Annotated in this window: 21 protein-coding genes; 13 read left to right on the forward strand and 8 right to left on the reverse strand. The window is 67.6% G+C overall.

Going from position 1 to position 23,516, the window contains the following annotated elements; all coding sequences use genetic code 11:
• Positions 1–7: 7 nt before the first annotated feature.
• The 3 genes from AC3IRM_RS03275 to AC3IRM_RS03285 are packed head-to-tail and all read right to left on the reverse strand — an operon-like array spanning position 8 to position 3,632.
• Positions 8–1,039 (reverse strand): glycoside hydrolase family 43 protein, encoded by a 1,032-nt coding sequence (locus tag AC3IRM_RS03275; RefSeq protein WP_489205818.1) that lies wholly within the window; start codon positions 1,037–1,039, stop codon positions 8–10.
• A gap of 38 nt (positions 1,040–1,077) precedes the next feature.
• Positions 1,078–2,682, reverse strand: coding sequence for a carboxylesterase/lipase family protein (locus AC3IRM_RS03280; RefSeq protein WP_489204845.1), 1,605 nt, complete (start codon positions 2,680–2,682; stop codon positions 1,078–1,080).
• The gene (locus AC3IRM_RS03285) at positions 2,679–3,632 is read right to left on the reverse strand and encodes an alpha/beta hydrolase (RefSeq protein WP_489205819.1); all 954 of its coding nucleotides are present in this window, start codon (positions 3,630–3,632) and stop codon (positions 2,679–2,681) included. The genes AC3IRM_RS03280 and AC3IRM_RS03285 overlap by 4 nt, the downstream gene beginning before the upstream one ends.
• Positions 3,633–3,774: 142 nt before the next feature.
• On the opposite strand from AC3IRM_RS03285, the gene AC3IRM_RS03290 reads away from it, so the two are divergent.
• The 4 genes from AC3IRM_RS03290 to AC3IRM_RS03305 are packed head-to-tail and all read left to right on the forward strand — an operon-like array spanning position 3,775 to position 7,451.
• Positions 3,775–4,629, forward strand: coding sequence for a 2-keto-4-pentenoate hydratase (locus tag AC3IRM_RS03290; RefSeq protein ID WP_489204846.1), 855 nt, complete (start codon positions 3,775–3,777; stop codon positions 4,627–4,629).
• Entirely contained in the window at positions 4,626–5,618 is a 993-nt protein-coding gene (locus AC3IRM_RS03295; protein ID WP_489204847.1) for a TRAP transporter substrate-binding protein, read from the forward strand. The genes AC3IRM_RS03290 and AC3IRM_RS03295 overlap by 4 nt, the downstream gene beginning before the upstream one ends.
• A 29-nt stretch (positions 5,619–5,647) precedes the next feature.
• A complete protein-coding gene (locus AC3IRM_RS03300) occupies positions 5,648–6,166 on the forward strand; it encodes a TRAP transporter small permease (protein ID WP_489204848.1) in 519 nt (172 codons plus the stop codon).
• Between the two features lies 1 nt (position 6,167).
• On the forward strand, positions 6,168–7,451 hold the full coding sequence (locus AC3IRM_RS03305; RefSeq protein WP_489204849.1) for a TRAP transporter large permease: 1,284 nt from the start codon (positions 6,168–6,170) through the stop codon (positions 7,449–7,451).
• A 1,206-nt stretch (positions 7,452–8,657) separates the two neighbouring features.
• Here AC3IRM_RS03305 and AC3IRM_RS03310 read toward each other — a convergent pair.
• Together AC3IRM_RS03310 and AC3IRM_RS03315 are read right to left on the reverse strand one after the other, a co-directional pair.
• Complete coding sequence (locus AC3IRM_RS03310; protein ID WP_489204850.1) at positions 8,658–9,530, reverse strand: methylglyoxal synthase; 873 nt, start codon at positions 9,528–9,530, stop codon at positions 8,658–8,660.
• Positions 9,530–10,939, reverse strand: coding sequence for a sugar porter family MFS transporter (locus AC3IRM_RS03315; RefSeq protein ID WP_489204851.1), 1,410 nt, complete (start codon positions 10,937–10,939; stop codon positions 9,530–9,532). The genes AC3IRM_RS03310 and AC3IRM_RS03315 overlap by 1 nt, the downstream gene beginning before the upstream one ends.
• A gap of 577 nt (positions 10,940–11,516) precedes the next feature.
• Between AC3IRM_RS03315 and AC3IRM_RS03320 the strand changes: the two genes are divergently transcribed.
• From AC3IRM_RS03320 to AC3IRM_RS03350, 7 genes are all read left to right on the forward strand, one after another.
• On the forward strand, positions 11,517–13,127 hold the full coding sequence (locus tag AC3IRM_RS03320) for a family 43 glycosylhydrolase (RefSeq protein ID WP_489204852.1): 1,611 nt from the start codon (positions 11,517–11,519) through the stop codon (positions 13,125–13,127).
• A gap of 94 nt (positions 13,128–13,221) precedes the next feature.
• Entirely contained in the window at positions 13,222–14,274 is a 1,053-nt protein-coding gene (locus AC3IRM_RS03325; protein WP_310237379.1) for a LacI family DNA-binding transcriptional regulator, read from the forward strand.
• A gap of 536 nt (positions 14,275–14,810) precedes the next feature.
• Positions 14,811–15,659 carry a 5-dehydro-4-deoxy-D-glucuronate isomerase gene (gene kduI, locus AC3IRM_RS03330; RefSeq protein ID WP_489204853.1) on the forward strand — a complete coding sequence of 283 codons (849 nt, stop codon included), beginning with the start codon at positions 14,811–14,813 and terminating at the stop codon, positions 15,657–15,659.
• Between the two features lie 45 nt (positions 15,660–15,704).
• The gene (gene kduD, locus AC3IRM_RS03335) at positions 15,705–16,460 is read left to right on the forward strand and encodes a 2-dehydro-3-deoxy-D-gluconate 5-dehydrogenase KduD (protein ID WP_489204854.1); all 756 of its coding nucleotides are present in this window, start codon (positions 15,705–15,707) and stop codon (positions 16,458–16,460) included.
• An 82-nt stretch (positions 16,461–16,542) separates the two neighbouring features.
• Positions 16,543–17,181, forward strand: coding sequence for an RpiB/LacA/LacB family sugar-phosphate isomerase (locus tag AC3IRM_RS03340; protein WP_489204855.1), 639 nt, complete (start codon positions 16,543–16,545; stop codon positions 17,179–17,181).
• An 88-nt stretch (positions 17,182–17,269) separates the two neighbouring features.
• Complete coding sequence (locus tag AC3IRM_RS03345; RefSeq protein ID WP_489205820.1) at positions 17,270–18,382, forward strand: GDSL-type esterase/lipase family protein; 1,113 nt, start codon at positions 17,270–17,272, stop codon at positions 18,380–18,382.
• A 567-nt stretch (positions 18,383–18,949) separates the two neighbouring features.
• A complete protein-coding gene (locus AC3IRM_RS03350; RefSeq protein ID WP_489204856.1) occupies positions 18,950–20,521 on the forward strand; it encodes an SDR family NAD(P)-dependent oxidoreductase in 1,572 nt (523 codons plus the stop codon).
• Positions 20,522–20,543: 22 nt separating this feature from the next.
• Here the strand turns inward: AC3IRM_RS03350 and AC3IRM_RS03355 are convergent, their stop codons facing one another.
• Positions 20,544–20,801, reverse strand: a complete 258-nt coding sequence (locus tag AC3IRM_RS03355) for a hypothetical protein (protein WP_489204857.1) — start codon at positions 20,799–20,801, stop codon at positions 20,544–20,546.
• Between the two features lie 61 nt (positions 20,802–20,862).
• On the opposite strand from AC3IRM_RS03355, the gene AC3IRM_RS03360 reads away from it, so the two are divergent.
• The gene (locus tag AC3IRM_RS03360; RefSeq protein WP_159677844.1) at positions 20,863–21,639 is read left to right on the forward strand and encodes an SDR family oxidoreductase; all 777 of its coding nucleotides are present in this window, start codon (positions 20,863–20,865) and stop codon (positions 21,637–21,639) included.
• Positions 21,629–22,123: a methyltransferase family protein gene (locus tag AC3IRM_RS03365; protein WP_489204858.1), complete on the forward strand. Its 495-nt coding sequence runs from the start codon at positions 21,629–21,631 to the stop codon at positions 22,121–22,123. The genes AC3IRM_RS03360 and AC3IRM_RS03365 overlap by 11 nt, the downstream gene beginning before the upstream one ends.
• On the opposite strand, the gene AC3IRM_RS03370 is transcribed toward AC3IRM_RS03365, so the two are convergent.
• On the reverse strand, positions 22,120–22,767 hold the full coding sequence (locus AC3IRM_RS03370) for a DUF4124 domain-containing protein (protein ID WP_489204859.1): 648 nt from the start codon (positions 22,765–22,767) through the stop codon (positions 22,120–22,122). The two genes, AC3IRM_RS03365 and AC3IRM_RS03370, sit on opposite strands and share 4 nt — an antisense overlap.
• The gene (locus tag AC3IRM_RS03375; RefSeq protein ID WP_489204860.1) at positions 22,764–23,417 is read right to left on the reverse strand and encodes a DUF4124 domain-containing protein; all 654 of its coding nucleotides are present in this window, start codon (positions 23,415–23,417) and stop codon (positions 22,764–22,766) included. The genes AC3IRM_RS03370 and AC3IRM_RS03375 overlap by 4 nt, the downstream gene beginning before the upstream one ends.
• Between the last annotated feature and the right edge of the window lie 99 nt (positions 23,418–23,516).

Below are 23,516 nucleotides of genomic sequence, written 5' to 3' on the forward strand. Positions count from 1 at the left end.
GCGGATATCAACGCACGAAGGGATCGATGGTGCGGATGCGGCCGTCGGCCTCGTGCACGAGTTCGGCCACCTTCGCGCTGCGCAGGTGGGTGCGGTCCGACAGTTCGGTGTCGTGATAGAACAGCCACCAGCGGCCGTCGACCTCGACGATCGAGTGGTGCGTGGTCCAGCCCTGCACTGGCGCCAGCACCACGCCGCGATACGTGAACGGCCCGTACGGCGAGTCGCCGGTGGCGTAGGCGATCGTGTGGGTGTCGCCGGTCGAATACGTGAAGTAGTAACGCCTGTCGTGCCTGTGCACCCACGCGGCTTCGAAGAAGCGCCGGTCGAGATCGCCGCCGCGCAGCGGTGCACCGTCGTCGTCGAGCAGCATCACCTTGCGCGGCCTCTCGGCGAAGGACAGCAGATCGTCGGACAGCCGGGCCACGCGCGGCATCAGCGCCGGCGCCTCGGGTTGCTGCAGGTCGGTGATGCCCATGGACGCGTCGTAGCGGCCCGATACCCAGCGCTGCAGCTGGCCGCCATGGATGCCGCCGAAGTACAGGTAGCGCGCGCCGTCGTCGTCGGCGAACACCGCCGGGTCGATGCTGTAGCTGCCCGGGATCGGCTCGGGCTGCGCGGTGAACGGACCTTCGGGCCGGTCGCCGGTGGCGACGCCGATGCGGAAAATGCCGTCGTGGTCCTTCGCCGGGAAGTAGAGGTAGTAACGGCCGTCGCGCTCGGTCGCATCAGGCGCCCACAGCTGCATCGAGGCCCACGGCACATCCTCGAGCCGCAGGCCAGGCGCGTGCACGGTGACCGCTCCGCCGATGCGGTCCATCGACAGCACGCGGTAGTCGCGCATCACAAAGGCGCTGCCGGGCTCGTCATCGCGCGGTGGCTCGTCGACATCGTGCGAGCCGTAGACGTAGATGCGGCCGTCGAAGACATGCGCGGACGGGTCGGCGATGAACAGGTCGCGGACCAGCGGCGCGTGCCGGAACGTGGCCGCGCCAGCTGCTGGTGTGTCGTTCGCGGTCGAAGCGCAGCCGGCGAGCAGCGCGACGGTTGCGAGGATCACTGCGGCATGGCGTGGGTTCACTGCGTACCTCGCTGGATGAAGGGTGCCTGCTGGTAGAGCATGCGCTCACCGCCGCGTGGATCGTGTTCGAGCCGCGCAGCGGCATCGAACACCATCGTCTCGCGTGCCGCCATCGAGTACGGCGCCCAGACCGGCATGCCGGCATGGTTGGGATCGCCGTTGCGGGCGAAGGCCAGCAGGGCGTCACGCATCGTGTCTGCCACGGCGCGCGCTTCGACCGTGTCGCCGGTCTTCGCGCCGGTGACGCCCGTGTTGCCGAACACCAGGGGGATGTCGAGTGTGTGGAAGGCGCGCATGCGCGCGCCTTCTTCGGTACGTGGATACCAGTCGAGCTGGTAGGCCCAGGTGTTGGTGCCCTGTGCAGCGCGCACTTCGAGCTCCTCGACCGCGCCACGCCACGAGCGTCCGGCGGTGGTCGCCGCGAAGAACACCTCCGACGGTGTGGAGTCCGGATACAGGCGCCGGTACCCGGCGACGACAACTGCTGGATCGAGATCGACGAACTGCTGCGTGCGCAGCTTCGCCGGCAGCGTTTCCCAGGTCAGCGTGAAGTTGTCCGGATCGTTGCCGAGGAAGGCCCGTGTCTCGTCGCGGGTGTTTCCGATGACCATCGGAATGCCGGCCGACTGCGGTGGCGCGTCTGGCCAGAATGGATGCCGCGGCAGGTTGACCGTGTCCACGACCGGTCCAAAGTAGAGCGCGCTCTCTTCCACGCGCGAGGGGTCGCGCACCGTCTGCGCGTCAAGCAGCGCCTGCATCGGCAGCGTGCGCAGCCGGTCGATCTCTGCCGGCTGCACGCCGAGTGCATCGAGGTAGATCTGCGCACGCTGGGTGGCGGCGCGCGGGCCGGCGGCAGTGACCTGCTGGCCGCTCATCGTCCAGGCCCGGTGGAACAGGCCGCGCGCCGCCGGCATCGCCATCAGCGTCGCGATCTTCGCGCCGCCGCCGGACTGGCCGAACACGGTGACGTTTCCGGCGTCGCCGCCGAATTCGGCCGCATGCCTTTTCACCCATTCCAGCGCCTGCACCAAGTCGAACTGGCCGACGTTGCCGGCGTGCGCGAACGAGGCGTCGCCGAGATCGCGCAGATGCAGATACCCGAATGCGTTGAGCCGGTGATTGACGGTGATCACCACGACGTCGCCGCTGCGGCACAACGCGCCGCCATCGTAGAGCGGGTCGCTACCCGAGCCGGTGTTGAAACCGCCGCCGTGGATGTAGACCAGCACCGGGCGCTTTGCGCCGTCGCGCAGCGCGGGCGTCCAGACGTTGATGCGCAGGCAGTCCTCGCTACCGGGCCCCTCGCTGCCGCGCTGCGGCGCAGACGGCCCGTACTCGAACGCATCACGCACGCCGCGCCATGCGGTTGCCTGCAGCGCCGGCTGCCAGCGCCGCGTCGCGGTATCGGCGCCGTAAGGCACGCCGCGGAACACGTGCACGCCCTGTTCGACGCTGCCGCCGATGCGACCGCTTCGCACGCGTGCCACGGTGGTCTGCGGCAATGTGGCGGCGAACGCACCGGGCAGCGCGGACAGCGCCGCGGCGCCGGCGCCGACACGGAGCCAGTGACGGCGAGCGGGATCAGCGGGTAGGTCGGTCATGGGTGTGCAGCCTGTTCCTGGATCCAGTCGAGGGCCAATTGCGGCCAGCGGGCGAGCGCGCCGGCCGCGCCACGCGTGCCGAAGCCGTGTCCGCCGTGCGGGAAGATGTGCAGCGACGCAGGCACGCCTGCGCGCAAGGCGGCGGCATGCATCGCCAGCGCATTGCCGACCGGCACGACATCATCGTCCTGTGCATGCAGCAGAAACAGCGGCGGTGTGTGGTCGTCGACGTGCAGGTCGGGGGAAAGCCGATCCAGCGCCCTGGCTTCGTTCGTGTCGTCTGCCGCCAGCACACGCGCACGTGAGCCGGGGTGCGCCAACGGTGCGTGCATCGAGATCACCGGATAGACGAGCAACGCGAAATCGGGTCGCGATGACTGCGTATCCGCCGCATCGGTGGCGGGGTAGACCGCCTCCTGCGTCGTCGCCAGTCGCGCGGCCACATGGCCGCCCGCGGAAAAGCCCATGACGCCGACCCGTGCAGGATCGATGCCGTACTCGGACGCGTGCGTGCGGATCAGCCGCATCGCGCGCTGCGCATCCGCCAGCGGCGCATCGGCGCCCTCGGCATGGGCGCGATCGGGGAGGCGATAGCGCAGCACGAAGAGGGTGACGCCGGCGGCGTCGACGAAGGCCGGCACCAGCGCGGTGCCCTCCTTGTCGAGCACGATGCGCGCGTAGCCGCCGCCCGGGGTCACCAGCAACGCGATGCCGTTCGGGCGTTCGGGTGCGTAGACGGCGAGATAGGGCGCTCGGACGTCTTCGATGATGCGGTCGGGTACCGCGGCATCCTCGCTGCGCTCGGTGATCCGACCCGGCGAAGCACTGGACCGGGTGTCCCACAGCACGATGGTCGGCACCGCGTCGTCGCGCGCAGGGGCGGCATGAACGATTACAGGCAGCGCGAGCAGAAAGCCGCACAGAATCGCTGAAAATCCGCGTTTTCGCATCGCGACCGCTTCCTCTCCAAACCGCGTATTCGAGCTTTTTGCCGCAGTGCACATTGAAGATGACACCGGTTTACCATACAAGACACTTCCAGGCATCGCGATCTGCGGTGCAGCAAACGGACACAGGCCAGGAGCAACCCGCTTGAACAACGCCTCCGCGCATCCGTCGACGTCGAATCAGACGCCGGGCGACGCCACCCGCGGCATCGTCGACGCCTTCCTCGACGCACGCCGCAACGGGCAGTCGCTGCCCGGTTTCCCCGGTGACATTCCCGACAACCTCGTCGCCGCCTACACGGTCCAGGACGCCGCGATCGCGCAGTGGCCCGACACCGTGGTCGGCTGGAAGGTGGGCTATATCGCACCCGAGAAGCGTGACGCGTCCGGCGACGAGCGCCTGCTGGGACCGGTGTTCCGCAACCGTCTGCAGCAGGCCGGTGACGCCACCGAGTTCCATGTCTTCGCGGGTGGGTTCGGTGCGATCGAGGCGGAATTCGTGCTGAGGCTCGACGCTGACGCACCAGTGGACAAGATCGACTGGACACCCGAAGAAGCCGCCGCAGTGCCGGCTACATTGTTCATCGGCCTGGAGGTCGCCAGCAGCCCGCTGGCCACGATCAACCAGCTCGGCCCGCGGGTCGTGGTGTCCGATTTCGGCAACAACAATGGTCTCGTCGTCGGCAGCGAGATCCCGGACTGGACAACGCTCGACGAAACCACGCTGACCGCCGAAAGCTGGATCGACGACATCCGTGTCGGCACGGGCGGCGCGACCACGCTGCCCGGCGGTCTGCGCGCGGCGTTCGCGTTCGCGCTCTCGCGCTCGGCACGTCGCGGCCGTCCGCTGAAAGCTGGCGAGCTGATCGCGACCGGCAATGCCACCGGTATCCACGACATCCTGCCGGGCCAGCTGGCCCGCGTGGTGTTCCCGGGCCACGGCGAGCTGGTGCTCACCGCACGCGCGGCGACACCGCAGACGGAGGAGAGCGCGGCATGACGACGCGGCGCGCCTTCCTCGCCGGGCTCGGCGCGGCCTGCGCCGCGCCGTTGCTGCCGTCCGTGTTGCGTGCCGACGAGGCGAGCACGGTGCTGACCGCCACCGACGTCCACGTCGCCAACTACCCCACCGTCGAGGCGGTGCAGTGGATCGGCGAGACGATGGCGCGCGAGACCGGTGGCCGCGTGCGCCTGCGCCAGTACCACTCGGGACAGCTGGGCCGCGAGTCGGAAGCGATCGACATGGCGCGCTTCGGCGCGATCGACATGACCCGGGTCTATGCCGGTGCGCTCAACAACGCATTCCCGCTGACCACCGCGTTGTGCCTGCCGTATGCGTTCGACTCGGTCGCGCACATGCGCCATGCGCTCGACAGCGGCGTGGCGCAGACCGTGCTCGACGGCTTCGGCACGCGTGATCTGGTCGGACTGGCGGTCTACGACAGCGGCGCGCGCTGCTTCTACAACACGCGCCATCCGATCGTGACGCCGAAGGACCTGCACGGACTGAAGCTGCGTGTCGCCGCCTCGGACATGTTCATCGATCTGGTGCGGTTGCTCGGCGCCAACCCGACGCCGATGTCGCTCGGTGACACGTTCTCCGGCATGGAGACGCACATGATCGATGGCGCCGAGAACAACATGCGCAGCTTCCATTCCAGCCGCCACTTCGAGGCTGCACGCTACTGGTCGCAGAGCGAGCATTCCTACGCGCCCGACATCCTGCTGATCTCGCGCCGCTCGCTGGATGCGCTGCGTCCCGGCGATCGCGACCTGTTGATCGACACCGCGCGCGCGTCGGTGCCGGTGATGCGTGGCTTGTGGGACGCGTCCGAAGGTGCGGCCCGCGAAACGGTCGCCGATTACGGCATCGCGTTCAACGATGTCGACATGGACGCCTTCCGCACCGCGGCGCAGCCGATCCGCGATCGCTATCTGCAGCAGCCGGATCTGCAGGCCCTCTACCGTCGCATCCGCGACCTCGCCTGATCCGCCAGGATCCGACACGGGAATCCACGATGTCCGAAGACACGATCCTCGCGCCCGAAGACGCGCCCAAGCGCGCGCTCGATCACGTGGCCGATGCCGTCATCGCCGTTGCCGCCACCGCCCTGTTCGGGCTGGTGATCGTGCAGGGCTGGCAGGTGTTCGCCCGCTATGTGATCAACGATTCGCCCAGCTGGACCGAGCCGGTGACGCTGCTGCTTCTGAGCACGGCGATGAGCCTGGGTGCGGCTGTGGGTGTGCATACCAACCGCCATTTCGGCTTCTTCCTGTTGCAGGAGCACATGCGCCCGGCGATCCGGCGCGTGGTCGAACTGCTGGTGCCGCTCGTGATCGTGGCGATCGGCGCGGTCATCGCCTGGTGGGCCACGATCCTGCTGTTCGATGGCCTCGGCATCAAGGCGGCCGGCGCGAATCTGCCACAGAGCATCAACTATCTGCCGCTGGCGATCGGTGGCGCGCTGATGGTGCTGTTCGCACTCGACCGTTTCGCGCGCGTCCTGCGTCCTGCGCCGGCCGGGGAGGGCCACTGACATGGCGATCGCGCTTCTGTTCATCATCTTCGCAGTGCTGCTGATGCTCGGCGTGCCGGTGGCGTTCGCGCTGGCCGCTGCCGCGCTGGCGACGCTCCTCTATCTCGATCTGCCGACGATCGTGCTGGTGCAGCAGATCTCGGCCGGTACCGGCACCGCCTCGCTGATCGCGATTCCGCTCTTCATCTTCGCCGGCGAGATCATGATGCGCGGCGGTATTTCCGAGCGCCTGATCGCGCTTGCGTCGTCGCTGGTGGGCCGGATGCGTGGCGGCCTGGGCCAGGTGTCGGTGCTGTCGTCGCTGTTCTTCGGCGGTGTGTCGGGCTCGGCGATCGCCGACGTGTCGGCCGTCGGCGGCACGATGATCCCGCAGATGGTCAAGCGCGGTTACGACCGCGACTTCGCGGTCAACGTCAGTATCACCGCGGCGCTGGTCGCATTGCTGGTGCCCCCCTCGCACAACCTGATCCTCTACACCGCAGCGGCCGGCGGCGGCCTGTCGATCGCCGATCTGTTCGCGGCCGGCATCATGCCGGCGCTGCTGATGACCGCGGCGCTGATGCTGACCGGCTATCTGGTCGCGCGGCAGCGTGGTTACGGCGTGGAGATCTTCCCGGGCTGGCGTGCTGTGCTGCTGCGGCTGGTGTCGGCGCTGCCGGGCCTCGGCCTGGTCGCGCTGATCTTCGTCGGCATCCGCATGGGCATCTTCACCGCGGTCGAGAGCGCGGCGGTGGCGGTGTTCTACGCGTTGCTGGTGACGACCGTGCTGTACCGCCAGCTGCGGCTGCGCGAGTTCATGGAGACGATCGTGCACGCGGCGCGCAGCACGGGCGTGATCCTGTTCGTGATCGCGACGGCCTCGGTGTTCGGCTGGCTGCTGGCCTATCTCCAGGTGCCGGCGGCGGCGGTCGACTTCCTGCAGTCGTTCGCGCACAGCAAGCTGGCCGTGTTGCTGATGATCATCCTGGTCCTGTTGCTGCTGGGCACGTTCATGGATCTGGCGCCATTGATCCTGATCTGCACGCCGATCTTCCTCCCCGTCGCACGCGCGTACGGCATCGATCCGATCCATTTCGGCCTGGTGCTGGTGCTGGCCGGCGGCCTGGGTCTGGTGACGCCGCCGGTGGGCTCGGTGCTGTTCATCGGCACCGCGATCGGCAAGATCACGGTCGTGGAGAGCATGCGCACGATCTGGCCGTTCTGGATTGCGGGCTTCGTGGTGTTGTTGATCGTGGCGCTGTTCCCGGAAATGTCGTTGTGGTTGCCGGGGGTATTGCGCGCCTGATCGGTGAGTGGTTATTGAACACGAGACGGCCCCGCTTGCGGGGCCGTTTCTTTTTGTTGAACCAGCCTTGCGTTGATTGTGTGTTCGTTTGTGCCTTCGCTTTTCGCTGCTGTTTGCCTTCGCTCCACCGCCGTCATTCCCGCGATCGCGGGAGGCGCTTTTCAACAGCGCTTAGCGTTGGTCATCCATGTTGATTGTGCTTTGGCTATCGTTTCGTCCCTTGCCTTGCCTTGCCTTGCCTTGCCTTGCCTTGGCTTTCAGCTTTTGACTTCAATTGAGCCGTAAAGCGAGCCGAGCATCGCAGGGCGGCGGGGTCGAAGAGCAGCCCATGTCTGAGCGAAGCGAGTTTGGGCTGCGTGCCCCGCTGCCCGAGAAGCGCAGGGGACCGCCGCGGCTGTATCGCGGCGGATCGCGTCCGGCGAAGACGGTTTTGCTTACTTTTGCCAAGACAAAAGTAAGCCGCGCGACAGCGCGGAAGCCCTGTACTTGATCTTCGCGAAGCGGGCGTTTCGCTTCAGTGCGCGTAGCGCCAATGGGGAAGCCAAGGCCAAGGCCGAAAAGCTCAAGCAAGTGCAGGGCTTTCGCCCGCTGCGCGTGCGAGTCCCTTTTGGATGGACCCAAAAGGAACCAAAAGGTCCCTTCGCCGGACGCGAGCCGATGCGATGAAGCCGCATCGGTCCCCTGTGCTCCTCGCCTGACGCGGCACGCAGCCCAAACTCGCTGCGCTCAGACATGGGCTGCTCTTCGGCCCCGCCAGGCTCCGGTGCTCGGCTCGCTTTACGGCTCGATTTCAAATCAAAAGCTGTAAGCCAAAGCCAAAGCCAAAGCCAAAGCCAAAGCCAAAGCCAAAGCCGAACGCGGGGCGGGGTACAGCCAACGTTCCGCTCGGATAGAACACTGGAGCGTGTTCGAGTCCGGCGTCATGGGACGGGCCCAGGCGCTGCGGCACAGGCAGTCTGCGCGCGCGAAGTGTGCCCCTGGCCAAAGCTGTTCGCGCGCAAGCGCGCTCCTACACATCGGGCCGCCTCGTGACTTTGCAGGAGGGCGCTTGCGCGCGAGGACCTTTCCACGTGCGCACGCAGACGCGGAGTGATCTTGCCGGACATCCTTCGCGCGCGAGCGCGCTCCTGCAGGAAGCATCGGATGATCGAATGCAGGTGCCCGGACGCAGCGCCAATGACCGGAGGTCTCAGCGCACGCGCAGGTTCAGGCCATCGCCGCGCGGCGCGCTGCCGCCTGCGCCCATCGGTCGGCAACTGCCGGCGAGGTCAGGCAGGCAACCGTATCGGTCACGGTGGTCACCGCGCGTTCCAGCAACTGGATGTCCGCCTCGTGCTGGCGCGCGACATGTGGATCCTCGAAGAACACCGCGCGCTGACAGCGGCCGGACAGCACCAGGTCCGCGATCTGCGCGTCGCCACCGAGCGGGCCACTCTGGAAGCGCTGCGTCCAGGGCTGATCGATCGGCCAGCCACGCTGCCATGCGAGTTCGTTGAGCAACTGGCCGGTGGTGCCGGTGGCGACGCGCCCATCGAAGCGCGACAGCAGATCGAAATGCTGTTCGACGAACGCGAGCATCCGCGGCTTCATCGCATCGTGGGCGATCAACGCGAGTGTCTGCTGTTCGAACGCGTGCAGATCGTCGGCGCCCGGATCGGCCGGCAGGCCGGCGTGCAGGCGCTCGCTTTCGATGAAATCGCGCGCCGAGGCCACGGTCGACAGGAATGGTTTGCCCTGGATCACACACTGGCGTTTCAAGGCCACCGCTTCGGGAAAGATCGACGACGGATCCACCGGATCGATCAGATAGACCACACCGTCGAGCGTGCGCGCCGGGCCGAGGCCGACGATCTCGGCGACCAGCGTCATCAGGCCGCCTTCGCGCCCGTAGGGATAGCGCTGCAGGCCGGCATGGCCTGGGAGCGCGTCACGTTCGACGATCGCGTCGTACGTACGGCCCACGGCGTGCAGGCCGATGTCCAACGCCCGTATGCCCGCGCCGCTGGCGCGAAGCCAGCGGAACAGGGCGGCATCCGGACGCGCGTGATGCAGCCGGTTCGCCGCCAGCCCCAGCCGCATCAGCCTTCCATCTGCTCGAGTTCGCGGCCGCGGGTCTCGTTGACGTAGCGCAGCACGAACACCACCGACAGCGCCGCGGCGATCGCGTACAGGCCGTAGGCGCCCGCGAGACCGATGCCGGCCAGCAGCATCGGGAAGGTCCAGGTGATCAGGAAGTTCGCGCCCCACTGGAACAGGCCGGCGACCGCCAGGCCCGAGCCGCGGATCTGGTTGGGGAACATCTCGCCGAGCATCACCCACATCACCGGGCCCCACGAGGCGTTGAAGAAGATCACGTAGAGATTCGCGGCGACCAGTGCCAGCATTCCCATCGAGTCGGACAGCACCAGGCGACCGTCATCGCCGAGCGTGCCGGTCCAGAACGCCGCGGTCACCGCCGCCAGCGTGACCGCCATGCCCGCCGAGCCGATCCACAGCAGCGGCTTGCGGCCGATGCGGTCGACCAGCAGCAGCGACACGATGCAGGCGCCGATGCTCAGTGCGCCGGACAGCACGTTGATCAGCAGCGCGTCGTTCTCCGAGAAGCCGACCGCCTGCCAGAGCACCGCGCCGTAATAGAACACGACATTGATGCCGACCAGTTGCTGGAACACCGCCAGACCGATGCCGACCCAGACGATCGGACGCACGCGCCCTGTGACCTTGGACACGAGATCCGAGAACTTGGGGCGGTGCAGATCGGCGGCCAGCGAATCGCGGATCTCGCCGAGTTTGCGGCGTCCATCGACATCACCGTACAGGCGCACCAGCACGCGTTCGGCTTGTGCCAGCCGGCCGCGCGCGACCAGGAAGCGCGGGCTCTCGGGAATCGCGAACAGCGCAACGAGAAACAGCGCCGCCGGGACCATCTCGATCCAGAACATCCAGCGCCAGGCAGCGTAGCCGGCCCAGAATTCCACCGTCGAGCCGCCGGCCACGCGCGCCAGCAGGTAGTTGCTGAGGAACGCCGCGAACAGGCCACCGATGATCGCGATCTGCTGCACCGTCGCCAGCCGGCCGCGGTAGCGCGCCGACGACACTTCGGCGATGTAGGCGGGCGACATGACACTCGCCGCGCCGACGGCGAGGCCGCCGATGATGCGGTAGAGCACGAATTCCAGCGAACCGGTCGCGATACCCGAGCCCCAGGCCGAGACCAGGAACAGCACGGCGGCCACGATCAGCAATGTGCGGCGGCCGAACACGTCGGCCAGCCGGCCGGCGAAGAACGCGCCGACCGCGCAGCCCAGCAGCATGGACGCGACATTGAAGCCGGTGCCCACGGAGTCGGAATTGAACGCCCGCTGCAGGCCGTCGACCGTGCCGTTGATGACGCCGCTGTCGAAGCCGAACAGGAAGCCGCCGATCGTGGCGACACAGCTGATCAGGATGATCAGCCGCGTGTTCTCGCCGCTCTGTGTTGCCGTCATGTGCATCCCCTCCCGAGGGCGTGTCGTGATGTGCGCAGCAGGCTCGAATTCAACACGCGCTTCTCAGCGCCACTCGTCCGCGGCGCTGGCGCGGTTCGCCGGAGCGTAACGCAATCGCGGGCAGGTGCCGCTGCCTGTGGTCGCGATTGGCGACGACGGACGCGTTGCCGCCGTTGCACTCGCGGACCGTGGGCTAAGGGGCGGTACTGCGGCCACATGATGGGCATCGCGCCTGCCACACGCGTGCGAGTGGTCGATCGGCCAGCCGGACCCGGCGAGGGCGATGCACGAAGCGGTTCCGTGGACCGGCCGTTCGAGGCGCCGGGCGCCCGTGCCGAGGCGTGAGACACGATCATGCGTTCCGTACCCGGCGGCCATGCGTGCGGTTGGCTTTCGGTGTCATCCGGTTGTGTCGTTGGGCAGTGTCATCGCCGCACGACTCTAACGGCCGCGCTCGAAAAACCCTTGCTGCGACGCAAAATGCCGGATCGCAACTGCTCTGTTACGGTCGGTTGGCCATCGGTGTCATTTTACGTCCCATGGCGTGTCCCGCTTGATTGCCGTTCCGGAGAACCTGATGCCGTTTTTGAACACACGTGTGCCTGTCCTGCTCGCCGCATGTCTGGTGGGCCTGTCGCTCACTGCTGGGGTTGTCGCCGCGCCGGCGGGACCGGCGGCGTCCAACTGGGCGCGTGGCATCGAGAACCAACGCAAGGCCGATCTCGGAGACGGCACCTTCCTCAACCCGTTGTTCGCCGGCGATCGCCCGGATCCGTCGGTGCTCAAGGATGGAGACGACTACTACCTCACGTCATCCTCGTTCGATGCCTATCCGGGCTTGCCGCTGTGGCATTCGCGCGATCTGGTGAACTGGCAGCCGCTGGGCCATGCGATCACCAAGAACGTCGGTTCGATCTGGGCGCCGGACATCATTAAGCACGGCGCGCGCTACTACATCTATTTCCCCGCGCGCACCGGCGGCACCGAGGGCAGCGAGCGCAGCAACTACGTGGTCTGGGCCGACGACATCAAGGGGCCGTGGAGCGAGCCGGTCAACATCGGCCTCGGCCGCTACATCGATCCCGGCCACGCGGTCGGCGAGGACGGCAAGCGTTATCTGTTCCTCAGCGGCGGCGCCTACGTCCCCCTGTCGGACGATGGCCTCAGCGTGGTCGGCGAGCCGAAGCACGTCTACGACGGCTGGCAGTATCCGGAAGAATGGGATGTCGAGGCCTACGCGCAGGAAGGCCCGAAGATCAATTTCCGTGACGGCTGGTACTACATGACCACCGCCGTCGGCGGCACGGCCGGTCCGCCGACCGGTCACATGGTGATCACCGCGCGCTCGCGTTCGATCCACGGCCCGTGGGAGAACTCGCCGCACAACCCGATCGTGCGCACCGTCGATCGCGCCGAGCCGTGGTGGTCACGCGGCCACGCGACCATCGTAGAGGGCACCGACGACCGCTGGTGGATGATCTATCACGGCTATGAGAACGGATACTGGACGCTCGGTCGGCAGGCGTTGCTCGAGCCGATCGAATGGACCGACGACGGCTGGTTCGTCGCCAAGGGGGGCGATCTCGGCCAGCCACTGGCCAAGCCCGCCGGCGAGTCGGTCGGCCAGCACGGCATGGCGCTCTCCGACGATTTCAGCGGTGACACCCTCGGCGCGCAATGGTCGTTCTACGATCCCACGCAGACCGAATACGAGCGCCTGTCGTTCGGTGACGGCACGCTGACGCTGCAGGGCAAGGGCAGCCAGCCGCGCGACAGTTCGCCGCTGACGGTGATCGCCGGCGACAAGTCCTACGAATTCCAGGTGGAAATGGAGATCGAGCCTGGCGCGCAGGGCGGCGCGCTGCTGTTCTACAGCGACAAGCTGTATGTGGGCGTGGGCAGCAACGGCGAGCGTTTCATCATGCATCGCTACGGCGAGGAGCGCCCCAACCAGATCGCGCCCGCCGCGGGCGGCAAGCTGTGGATGCGGGTGCGCAACGACCAGCACATCGTCACCATCCACACCAGCACCGACGGCGAGACCTGGACCAAATATCCGGTGCAGATGGAAATCTCGGGCTACCACCACAACGTGGCCGGCCGCTTCCTCGCGGTGAAGCCGGCGATCTACGCAGCCGGCGAAGGCAAGGTGCACTTCCGCGACTTCCGGTACCGCGCGCTGGACTGACAGCTCCGCCCGGGTGACCGGCGCCGCCGCACGGCGGCCCGGGAACTGCCGCTAGAATGGAAACCGCGCGACAACCCGACGGACGGAACGGCCGATGCCTGCAGCAAAGAAGACACCCAAGGCGCCGGCCGTGCGGGACCCATCGCGTCCCGCGACGATCAACGACATTGCCCGGCTCGCAGGCGTGTCGAAGAAAACCGTGTCGCGGATCATCAACCACTCGCCACTGGTGCGCCAGGACACGCGCGAGAAGGTCGAGACGCTGATGCGCGAGGTCGGCTATTCGCCCGATCCGCTGGCGCGCGGACTCGCGTTCCGCCGCTCGTTCCTGATCGGCATGGTCTACGACAATCCGACCGCGCAGTTCATCGTCAACATGCAGTACGGTGCGCTGGATTCGTTGCGCGGTTCGGGCTTCGAGCTGGTGGTGCATCCCTGCGACAGCCGCAGCCCCGATTACGTCGACGGCGTGCGCCGGTTCGTGCAGCAGCAGAAGCTGCACGGCGTGATGCTGGTGCCGCGCGTGTCGGAAGATCCGGCGCTGGCGGCGATGCTCGATTCGATCGGCGTGCGCTACGTGCGGATCGCGGCGGTCTCGATGGACAAGCCCGAGCGCATGGTCGTCACCCACGATCACGACGGCGCCGCCGAGGTCGCCGATTACCTGCAGTCGCTGGGTCACCGCGATATCGCCCTGATCACGGGTCCGCGTGACTACCGTTCCTCGATCGAACGCACCGGCGGCTTCCTGTCGGCGCTGCAAAAGCGCGGCATCGAACTGCCGAAGTCGCGTGTCGTCGAGGCGGGCTATACCTTCGAATCCGGCGTCGCCGCGGCGGAAAAACTGCTGTCGGGCAAGAAGCGCCCGACCGCGATCTTCTGCGGCAACGACGAAATGGCCGCGGGCGTCTATCGCGTGGCGATGCGTGACGGCATCAACGTGCCGCGCGACCTGTCGGTGGTCGGCTACGACGACAGCCCCCTGGCCACGCGCCTGTGGCCGCCGCTGACCTCGGTCCGCCGCGACACCCGCGACACCGGCCGCATCGCCGCGGCGATGCTGATCCAGCCCGAAGACGGCCCGAGGCCACTCGCCAGCGTGCGCCCGCATCTGATCCTGCGCGATTCCTGCCAGCCACCCCGCTGAGAAATCATCTGCCGCAGAAGGCGGCAGATACCGATGCCCCTCTCCCTCCGGGAGAGGGGAGGACCGCCTGCGAAGCAGGTGGTGGGGTGAGGGGCTCTTGCGAACCCTCAGCGCACAGCTGCGGCGTATCGTTTCAGTTGACGATCAATCCAACGACCGTCATTCCCGCGAAAGCGGGAATCCAGTGGCTTGGCGTACGCAGGACGCGCGTTGTCGACGTGGGCCACAGATGTTGCTCTTTGACGCGCCGAAGTGCGGGTCAGCAGAAATGCTGATCGTCCAGGATGCCCAAAGGCGCTGGATTCCCGCTTGACCAGATGAAGTCCGCGGGAATGACCGAGGGGGGCTTCCAACCCGCATCACTCGCGAAGCCTCAGCTTGGAACGCTGGGGCATTGTGAAGCGCCACTGCTCGCCAATCACACCCATGCCGCGTCGCGGAATGACACCGGTTACCGGACATCATAGAATGGCCGTCCGCGCAAGAACCCGGCGCCGTGCCGTGGTGACCGTGCCCTGTCCCGTCTGGAGCCCGTCATGTACCAGAAGACCTATCACGCGACCCATCCCGGTGTGATGCAGGGCATCGACAACGACGCACTGCGCGATCTGTACCTGCTCGACGGTCTGTTCGCCGACGACGCGATCCGTCTGAGCTACACGCACTACGAGCGCTTCGTCCTCGGCGGCGCGTCGCCGGTCGCCGGTCCGCTGTCGCTGCCAACGCAGACCGAACCCGCGTCCGCGGCGGGCCGACCGTTCCTGGAGCGTCGCGAACTCGGTATCGTCAACGTCGGTGCAGGCGCCGGTACGGTGACGGTCGACGGCACCGCATACGCGCTCGCGCCGAAGGACGGACTGTACGTGCCGATGGGCAGCGCCGAGGTCGTGTTCGCGTCCGACGATGCATCCGCGCCCGCGAAGTTCTATCTCGCCTCGACCCCCGCGCATGCGCGCTTCGAGACGAAGAAGATCTCGATTTCCGATGCGGTCCCGCTCGAGCGCGGAGCACTGGAGACCAGCAACGAACGCACCATCTACCAGTACATCGTGCCGGCCACCTGCCAGTCCTCGCAGCTGCTGCTGGGTCTGACGATCCTCAAGCCGGGCAGCGTCTGGAACACGATGCCGCCGCATCTGCACGACCGTCGCAGCGAGGTCTATTTCTACTTCGATCTCGGCGACGCCGATCGCGTCTACCACTTCATGGGCGAACCCGACGCGCAGCGCCACATCGTCATGCAGAACAACGAGGCCGTCGTCTCGCCGCCGTGGTCGATCCACATGGGCGCCGGCACGTCGAACTACTGCTTCATCTGGGCAATGGGCGGCGAGAACCTCGATTACACCGACATGCACGTGCTGGACATCTGCCAGCTCAAGTAACCGGCCGCACGTGGCCACTCACGCATCGCAACAGGGAGCAACGCAATGACGAATCCGTTCAGTCTCGAAGGCAAGGTCGCGCTGGTCACCGGCGCCAATACCGGCCTGGGGCAGGGCATCGCAGTGGCACTGGCCGAGGCTGGCGCCGACATCGCCGCGGCCGGCATCAGCCCGCCGACCGAAACCGAAGCCAAGGTCAAGGCGCTGGGTCGGAAATTCGTCGCGATCGAAGCCAATCTGACCAGCATCGAGCCGGTCGCGCGTCTGCTGCGCGAAACGCTCGACGGCCTCGGCGGCGTCGACATCCTGGTCAACAACGCCGGCCTGATCCGCCGCGCCGACGCGGTCGATTTCAGCGAGCAGGACTGGGACGACGTGATGAACGTCAACATCAAGTCCGCGTTCTTCCTGTCGCAGGCCGTCGGCCGCCACTTCATCGCGCAGGGCAGCGGCAAGATCATCAACATCGCCTCGATGCTGTCGTTCCAGGGCGGCATCCGCGTGCCCTCGTACACTGCCAGCAAGTCGGGCATCGCCGGCATCACCCGCCTGCTCGCCAACGAGTGGGCCGGCAAGGGCGTCAACATCAACGCCATCGCGCCGGGCTACATGGCGACCGACAACACCGCGCAGCTGCGCGCGGATGAGGCCCGCAACAAGTCGATCCTCGATCGCATCCCGGCCGCGCGCTGGGGCGAGCCTTCGGATCTCGGCGGCACGGCGGTGTTCCTCGCCAGCCGCGCGTCCGATTACGTCAACGGCGCGGTGATCCCGGTCGACGGCGGCTGGCTCGCCCGCTGATCCCATCCCATTTCCGCGGAGCACGCCGGGCCGGTGTGTTCCGCAGTTCCACCTCCCCTCGAATCACGCAAAGAGAGTCTTCATGAAAATCGCACTGATGCAGGAATTCAGCCAGGCCGCCAAGAACCCGGTCGTGCTGGAACAGCTCAACACCGTCGCCGCCGAGAAGGGCCACACCGTCTTCAACGTCGGCATGGACGGCGACAACGACCACCGCCTGACCTACATCCACCTCGGCATCATCGGCAGCCTGCTGCTGAATTCGAAGGCGGTCGATTTCGTCGTCGCCGGCTGCGGCACGGGCCAGGGCGCGCTGATGTCGCTCAATGCCTGGCCGGGCGTGTACTGCGGCTACTGCATCGAGCCGACCGACGCCTTCCTGTTCGCCCAGGTCAACAACGGCAACGCGCTGGCCATTCCGTTCGCCAAGGGCTACGGCTGGGGCGCGGAAATCAACATCCGCTACATCTTCGAGAAGGCGTTCGACGGCGAGCGCGGCCAGGGCTACCCGGCCGAGCGCAAGGAATCGCAGATGACCAACGCCGGCATCCTGGCCGACGTCAAGAAGGGCGCGTCCAAGGATTTCGTCGAAGGCCTGAAGGCGATCGACCAGGAGCTGGTGAAGCAGGCCGTCGGCGGCGAGCGCTTCCAGAAGGCGTTCTTCGACAACGCCCAGGACGACGCCATCGTCGCCTACGTCAAGGGTGTGCTGGGCAAGTAAGCCCCGCGCGAACCGTTGCACGACGCAGGTCGTCGCCATGGCGCGGCGGCCTGCGGTTCCATCCCGAATTCCGCAGGGCGCCGTCATGATGCAACGTCTGCTGTCGCTCTTGCTCCTGTGTGCCGCGGGCACCGCGTTCGCCGCGCCGCCCGCACCGCACCGCATCTTCATCGCCGGTGATTCCACCGCGGCCGCCTACGGCGCCGAGCGCGCACCGCAGGCCGGCTGGGGCCAGAAGCTATCGAACTGGACGACTGAGGACTGGGATGTCCGCAACCACGCCGTGGGCGGGCGCAGCACGCGCAGCTTCATCGACGAAGGTCGGCTCGACGCCATCGCCGGCGAGATCGGCGCAGGCGACGTCCTGCTGATCCAGTTCGGCCACAACGACGCCAAGCGCGAGGACGCCACGCGCTATACCGACCCCGCCACCGATTACCCGCAGCTGCTGCAGCGCTATGTCGACGTCGCACGCGCAGCCGGCGCCACGCCGATCCTGATCACCCCGGTCGCCCGACTGCTCTACGATTTCCGTTCGCTGGTCGACACGCATGGCCGCTACACGCTGGCGATGCAGGATCTCGCGACACGCGAAGATGTCGCGCTGATCGACCTCAACGCCACGTCCAGCGACTGGATCCGCGCGCACGGCGAAGAGGGCGCCAGGCCCTACTTCATGCACGTGCCCGCGCAGGGCAAGACCGACGGCACCCATTTCAGCGAGGCCGGCGCCGATGCGGTGGCCTGCCTCGTCGCGGCCGGCTGGCGCGGCATCGATGCCGATGCGCCGGTGAAGGCCGTGACCGCGGCCGACTGCGAAGCGCTGCCGGCCCCGCCCGCTGCGCCCGTGTCGCCTTCGGTCGTCGTGCAGGAGCGCGACATCGCGATCACCCAGCCCGGCCCGCACGACGGCCTCGGCACGACCACGGCGTATCCGTTCTTCTCCGATGCGACGGGGTTCGACCTGATCTTCCGCAAGCGCGCCTTCCATCCCGGTGCGACGATCGGCGATCACGTCAACGACAAGGACGAGATCTACTACGTGCTGTCGGGCCGTGGCCGCCTGACCTTGAACGACACCGTGCGCGAGGTCGGCCCCGGCGACGCCATCCTGACCCGCAACGGCGACCGCCATGCGCTGGAACAACTGGGCGACGATGAGCTGGTGATCTTCATCGTGTATCAGCCGGTGAAGCGCTAGGGCCATTTCCAACGAATCGCTTTAGGCGTTCTGACGGGGTAGGTAGGCTTTCGAGCGGTTCGCGAATCGCTGAAATCGTCGTTCCCGCGCAGGCGGAGGTGTCTTGCAACAGCCCGAAGGGCTGGTCAATCCAAGGACGTTTGTGCCTTCCCAAGCGAAAGTCCCTGGATCCCCGCCTTCGCGGGAATGACGGCCGTTTGCCCGATGGTGTCGGAGAAAGCCCCCTCGTTTCTGAGCCCGTGCAGCAAGGCTTCGAGCCACCGCGGAACAGATCCTTGGCGGGCCAAGCGTGAACGCCAGGCCGGGTTTCCGGTGATCGCAGCCAGTTTTAGCAGGCGTCGCAGGGACCTCGCCCAGCCGTGCGATGGCACCGCCCCCGCCAATCGGCGAAAATGTCCCGGCCGCGGATCCCATCCGATCCCCGGTACGGTCACGCACCAGGCGCCCCCGCCGCCAGCGCGACCACCTCTACGCCCGCGAAGGCCGATCGGCCGATGCACCGCACGCCCCCCACCCGACACCGGCGCCCCGCGTCCTGCGTGTCGCGCACGCCCCACGGACACGCTCTTGAACTCGATCTCCGCACCGCCCCCGGCATCCGACGCCGACGACTCCCTGCCGCAGCGCGCACGCATCGCCGCCGACCTGCTCGAGGCGATCCGCGACGACCGCAGCGTGCTCGACGGTCTGCCCGACGAGGTCCGCATCCGCCTGCTGCAGGCGGTCGCACTCGTGCACCATCCCGAGCCGCGCGCGCGTCGCAAGCAGGCCAAGGAAGCGCTGCGCGAAGCCAACCGCGAGAAGGTGCGCCGCACCGAGGCGCTGCTCGACCAGACCGGCATCCGCACGCTGCGCCGCAAGCCGGTGTTCACCACGCCGAACTATTTCCCGCCGCAGCCCCCGGGGCAGCACGATCCGCGCAACGCCGCGCCGGAAGAGCTGCCGTATGCCGAGTCGCCGGAACTGCTGCACTGCTACGTCTGCAAGCAGAAGTACACCCAGGTGCACCACTTCTACGACCAGCTGTGCCCGACCTGCGCGGAACTGAATTTCGTCAAGCGCACCGAAACCGCCGACCTCACTGGGCGCGTCGCGCTGCTGACCGGCGGCCGGGTCAAGATCGGGTACCAGGCCGGCCTGAAGCTGTTGCGCGCCGGCTGCTCGCTGATCGTCACCACGCGTTTCCCGCGCGATTCCGCGCAGCGTTACGCGCAGGAGCCGGACTTCGGCGAGTGGGGCCACCGGCTGGAAGTGTTCGGCCTCGACCTGCGCCACACGCCGAGCGTCGAGGCGTTCTGCGCCGAACTCGTCGCCACCCGCGACCGGCTCGACTTCATCGTCAACAACGCCTGCCAGACCGTGCGCCGTCCGCCGGCGTTCTACGCGCACATGATGGCCGGCGAGACCGCCGCGGTGGAGACGTTGCCCGAGCACGTGCGCAAGCTCGTCGGCGGTTACGAGGGTCTGCGCGCGGCCGATCTGCTGCCGGGCGGCAGCCAGTCGCTGGTCGGCGGCGACACCAGCCGCGCCGGTTTCGCGCGCGCCGCGGAACTGTCGCAGGTGCCGCTGCTCGCCGACGAACTGGTCGGCCAGGCGCATCTGTTCCCGGAAGGCCGCGTCGACAAGGATCTGCAGCAGGTCGATCTGCGCGGGCGCAACTCATGGCGCCTGCAGATGGATGAAGTGCCCGCGGTCGAACTGCTGGAGACGCAGCTGGTCAACGCGGTCGCGCCCTTCATCCTCAACGCGCGCCTGAAGACGCTGATGCTGCGCACGCCCGAGCGCGACAAGCACATCGTCAACGTGTCCGCGGTCGAGGGGCAGTTCTACCGCAACTTCAAGACCACCAAGCACCCGCACACCAACATGGCCAAGGCCGCGCTCAACATGATGACGCGCACCTCGGCCGCGGATTACCACGGCGACGGCATCCACATGAACGCCGTCGACACCGGCTGGGTGACCGACGAGGATCCGGTGGAGATCGCCGAACGCAAGATCGTCGAGGAGCGCTTCCATCCGCCGCTCGACATCGTCGACGGCGCGGCGCGCATCGTCGATCCGATCATCGACGGCCTCAATACCGGCAACCACGTCTGGGGCCAGTTCCTGAAGGACTACAAGCCGACGGACTGGTGAGTCGTCGGAACGCCGGGGCCGCTCAGCCGCCGGCGTCTTCGATCGCCTTGCGTTGACGCTGCGCATCGGCGTCGACGGTTGCCTGCGTCGCGCGCGCGTTGTCGAGTGGCTTTTGCATCGCGTCGCGCAAATGCGTGGCCCGCGGTTCGGTCGGCTTTTCCGTCGGCTCGTTCGGCGGCGGCGTACAGGCCGCGCAGCCGAGCAACAGCAGCGCACCGATGCAGATGCGGACGCGGTGATTGACGGTAGCGGGATGCGGATACACGCGTTGACTGGTCATGCGGCACTCCGACGGACGGGCTCGGCGCTATCCTAACGCCGACACAGATCAGGGAATGACGATGGATCCGCACCGCTGGCGCCTGGATGGACAACTGGCCCTCGTGACGGGCGGCAGCGCCGGCATCGGCCGCGCGATCGCCCGCGAACTGACCGGCTTCGGCGCGACCGTGCTGATCGTCGGCCGCAATGGCGATGCACTGGAATCGACGCGCGACGAACTGCTCGAGGAATTTCCGCAGGCCGACGTGCGCGCGATGATCGCCGACGTCGTCGACGAAGAGCAGCGGCGCGAGATTCTCGACTGGGTCGAAGACCAGGGCGACGGACTCGACATCCTGGTCAACAACGCCGGCGGCAACCTGAGCCGCGCGGCGAACGATTACGCCGAAGACGAGTGGCGCGAGATCTTCGAGGTCAACGTGTTCAGCGCGTTCGAACTTGCGCGTTACGCGCATCCGCTGCTCGCGAGCCGCGGCAGCTCGGCCATCGTCAACGTCGGCAGCGTGTCGGGCATCACCCACGTGCGCAGCGGCGCGCCCTACGGCATGAGCAAGGCGGCGCTGCACCAGATGACCCGCAACCTCGCGGTCGAATGGGCCGAGGACGGCATCCGCGTCAACGCGGTGGCGCCGTGGTACATCCGCACCCGGCGTACCTCGGGCCCGTTGTCGGACCCCGACTATCTCGACGACGTGCTGCTGCGCACGCCGATGGGCCGCATCGGCGAACCGGAAGAAGTCGCCGCAGCGGTCGCGTTCCTGTGCCTGCCGGCATCGGCCTACATCACCGGCGAATGCATTGCCGTCGACGGCGGATTCCTGCGCCATGGTTTCTGAGCCGCTGGATGTCGCGCCGCGCGCACCCTGGCTGGTGCGCAGCACATCGCCGGTGCAGTGCATCCTGGCGTTCGCCGCGGGCGCCGGCCTGCAGCATGCGTTCGGTCTGCCGCTGGCGCCGGAAGGCATTCGCCCCGCGCTGCATCTGACGGGCACCCTGCTCGCCGATGCCGGCCTGGTGCTGGCGGTGTGGGCCTTCGCGCTGTTCGCGCGGCGCAGGACCACGATCATTCCCGCGCATACGCCGGCGCGACTGATCCTGCGCGGCCCGTTCCGGTGGACGCGCAACCCGATCTACCTGGCCCAGGTGCTGGCCTATGTCGGCCTGGCGCTGATGCTGGATCTGCCCTGGGCGCTGCTACTGCTGCCGTTGCCCGTGCTGGCGCTGCAGCACGCGATCATTCCGTTCGAGGAAGCGCGCCTGCGTGCGTGCTTCGGTTCCGAATACGAGGCCTATCGGGCGGCCGTGCCACGCTGGCTCTAGTCGGCTGCGGGCGCGACGGCGGCGCCCGGACCGCACGTGCTGTCGCGCCAGGTGGTGAACAGCTGTTCGTACTCGAAGCGCAGCGGTGGCTGCTCGCGTCTCTGTGCATAGCGCCACCGGAACTCCGCTTCGCGCACGCGCGTCTCCCAGGTGCTGCACAGCGCATCCGCCGGCACCGCCTCGCAGACGTCCGCGACCTGCTCGCAGGCCTGGCCTGCTTGCATGCCGGGCAGTCCGCCGATGCCGACGGTCTGCATCGGGCGGCAGCGCAGTGGCGGTGTGTCGTCTTCGCGCCAGTAGGTGCTGTTGTCGAAGACGCGACAGGCGAACAGTGCAGGCGGTGGATCGGGGGCGTCGTCGTCCTCGCGTGGCACGACCGGTTCGGCGGCGGGCAGGCTTGAGATCAGCGGCACCTGCGGCGGGGCAACGGGCGTTGCCGGCGGCGACACGAATGCGGGCATCGGCGTGGCCATTTCGACGACGCGACGTTCCTGTTTGTGTCCGGTGGGGCAAGCCGTGCCGTTCTGGAACGTCACCGCGCCGGCTGCATCGGTGCAGCGGTAGATGACCGTGGTCACCGCATCACTGCCAGCACTCGCCAGCGCGCACGTGAGCGCGATGGACAACACGACGCCCTGTTTCACCGGTCGCAATCCTGCGACAGACGCGTGTTGATCGCCTGCTCTTCGTTCGTCAGCTGGCTGCGCTCGGTCGGCTGCGCATTGAAGAAGCGGCGGCGGATCTCTTCGCGGCGATTGCCCAGCAGGCTGCAGACTTCGCCCTGCGGCATCTGCCGGCACTCGTCGCGGATCCAGGTGCCCGCGCCGTAATAGCCGCCGCGTGCACGCGGCCGTGTATCGACGCCGGAATCCACTTCGATGCTGCCGCGTCCGCCACCGGCTTCGACACGCGTCGACGCGCCACGTCGCGTGGGCCCGTAGCCGAGCGTCCACAGCGGCACCCAGCGCGGATTGCCGTCGGACGAATCACTGGTGTAGTCGCTGCCATCGGGACGGACGCAGCGGTACATCGGCTGCGGTGGACGCAGGACGATGACCTGCGGCGCCGGCGGATCGACGACGGCCACGGTGGGTTCGCTCGGACGCGGCGGCGGCGGCGTGCCATCCACCGGGCGCAGCATGTTGCGGACTTCCTGCGTCGCGCCGTCCGCGCACGGCGAGTCGCGCAGGGCGACGCGGCCGTTCGCGTCCGTGCACCGGTACACCGTGACCTGCGGCAGTGGCGGGGCCGGAGCGGCCAGCGCCGACATCGCACAGACGCTGCCCAGCAGCATTGAAAACATGCGGCAGGCAGGGCGGGGAACAGGGGCGGTCCGTCGCGTATCCATGTCCGCATCATGCAATGCGCGGCGCCGCACGCGCATGCAGCGTGC

This window comes from Luteimonas sp. KH_071, assembly GCF_057838005.1.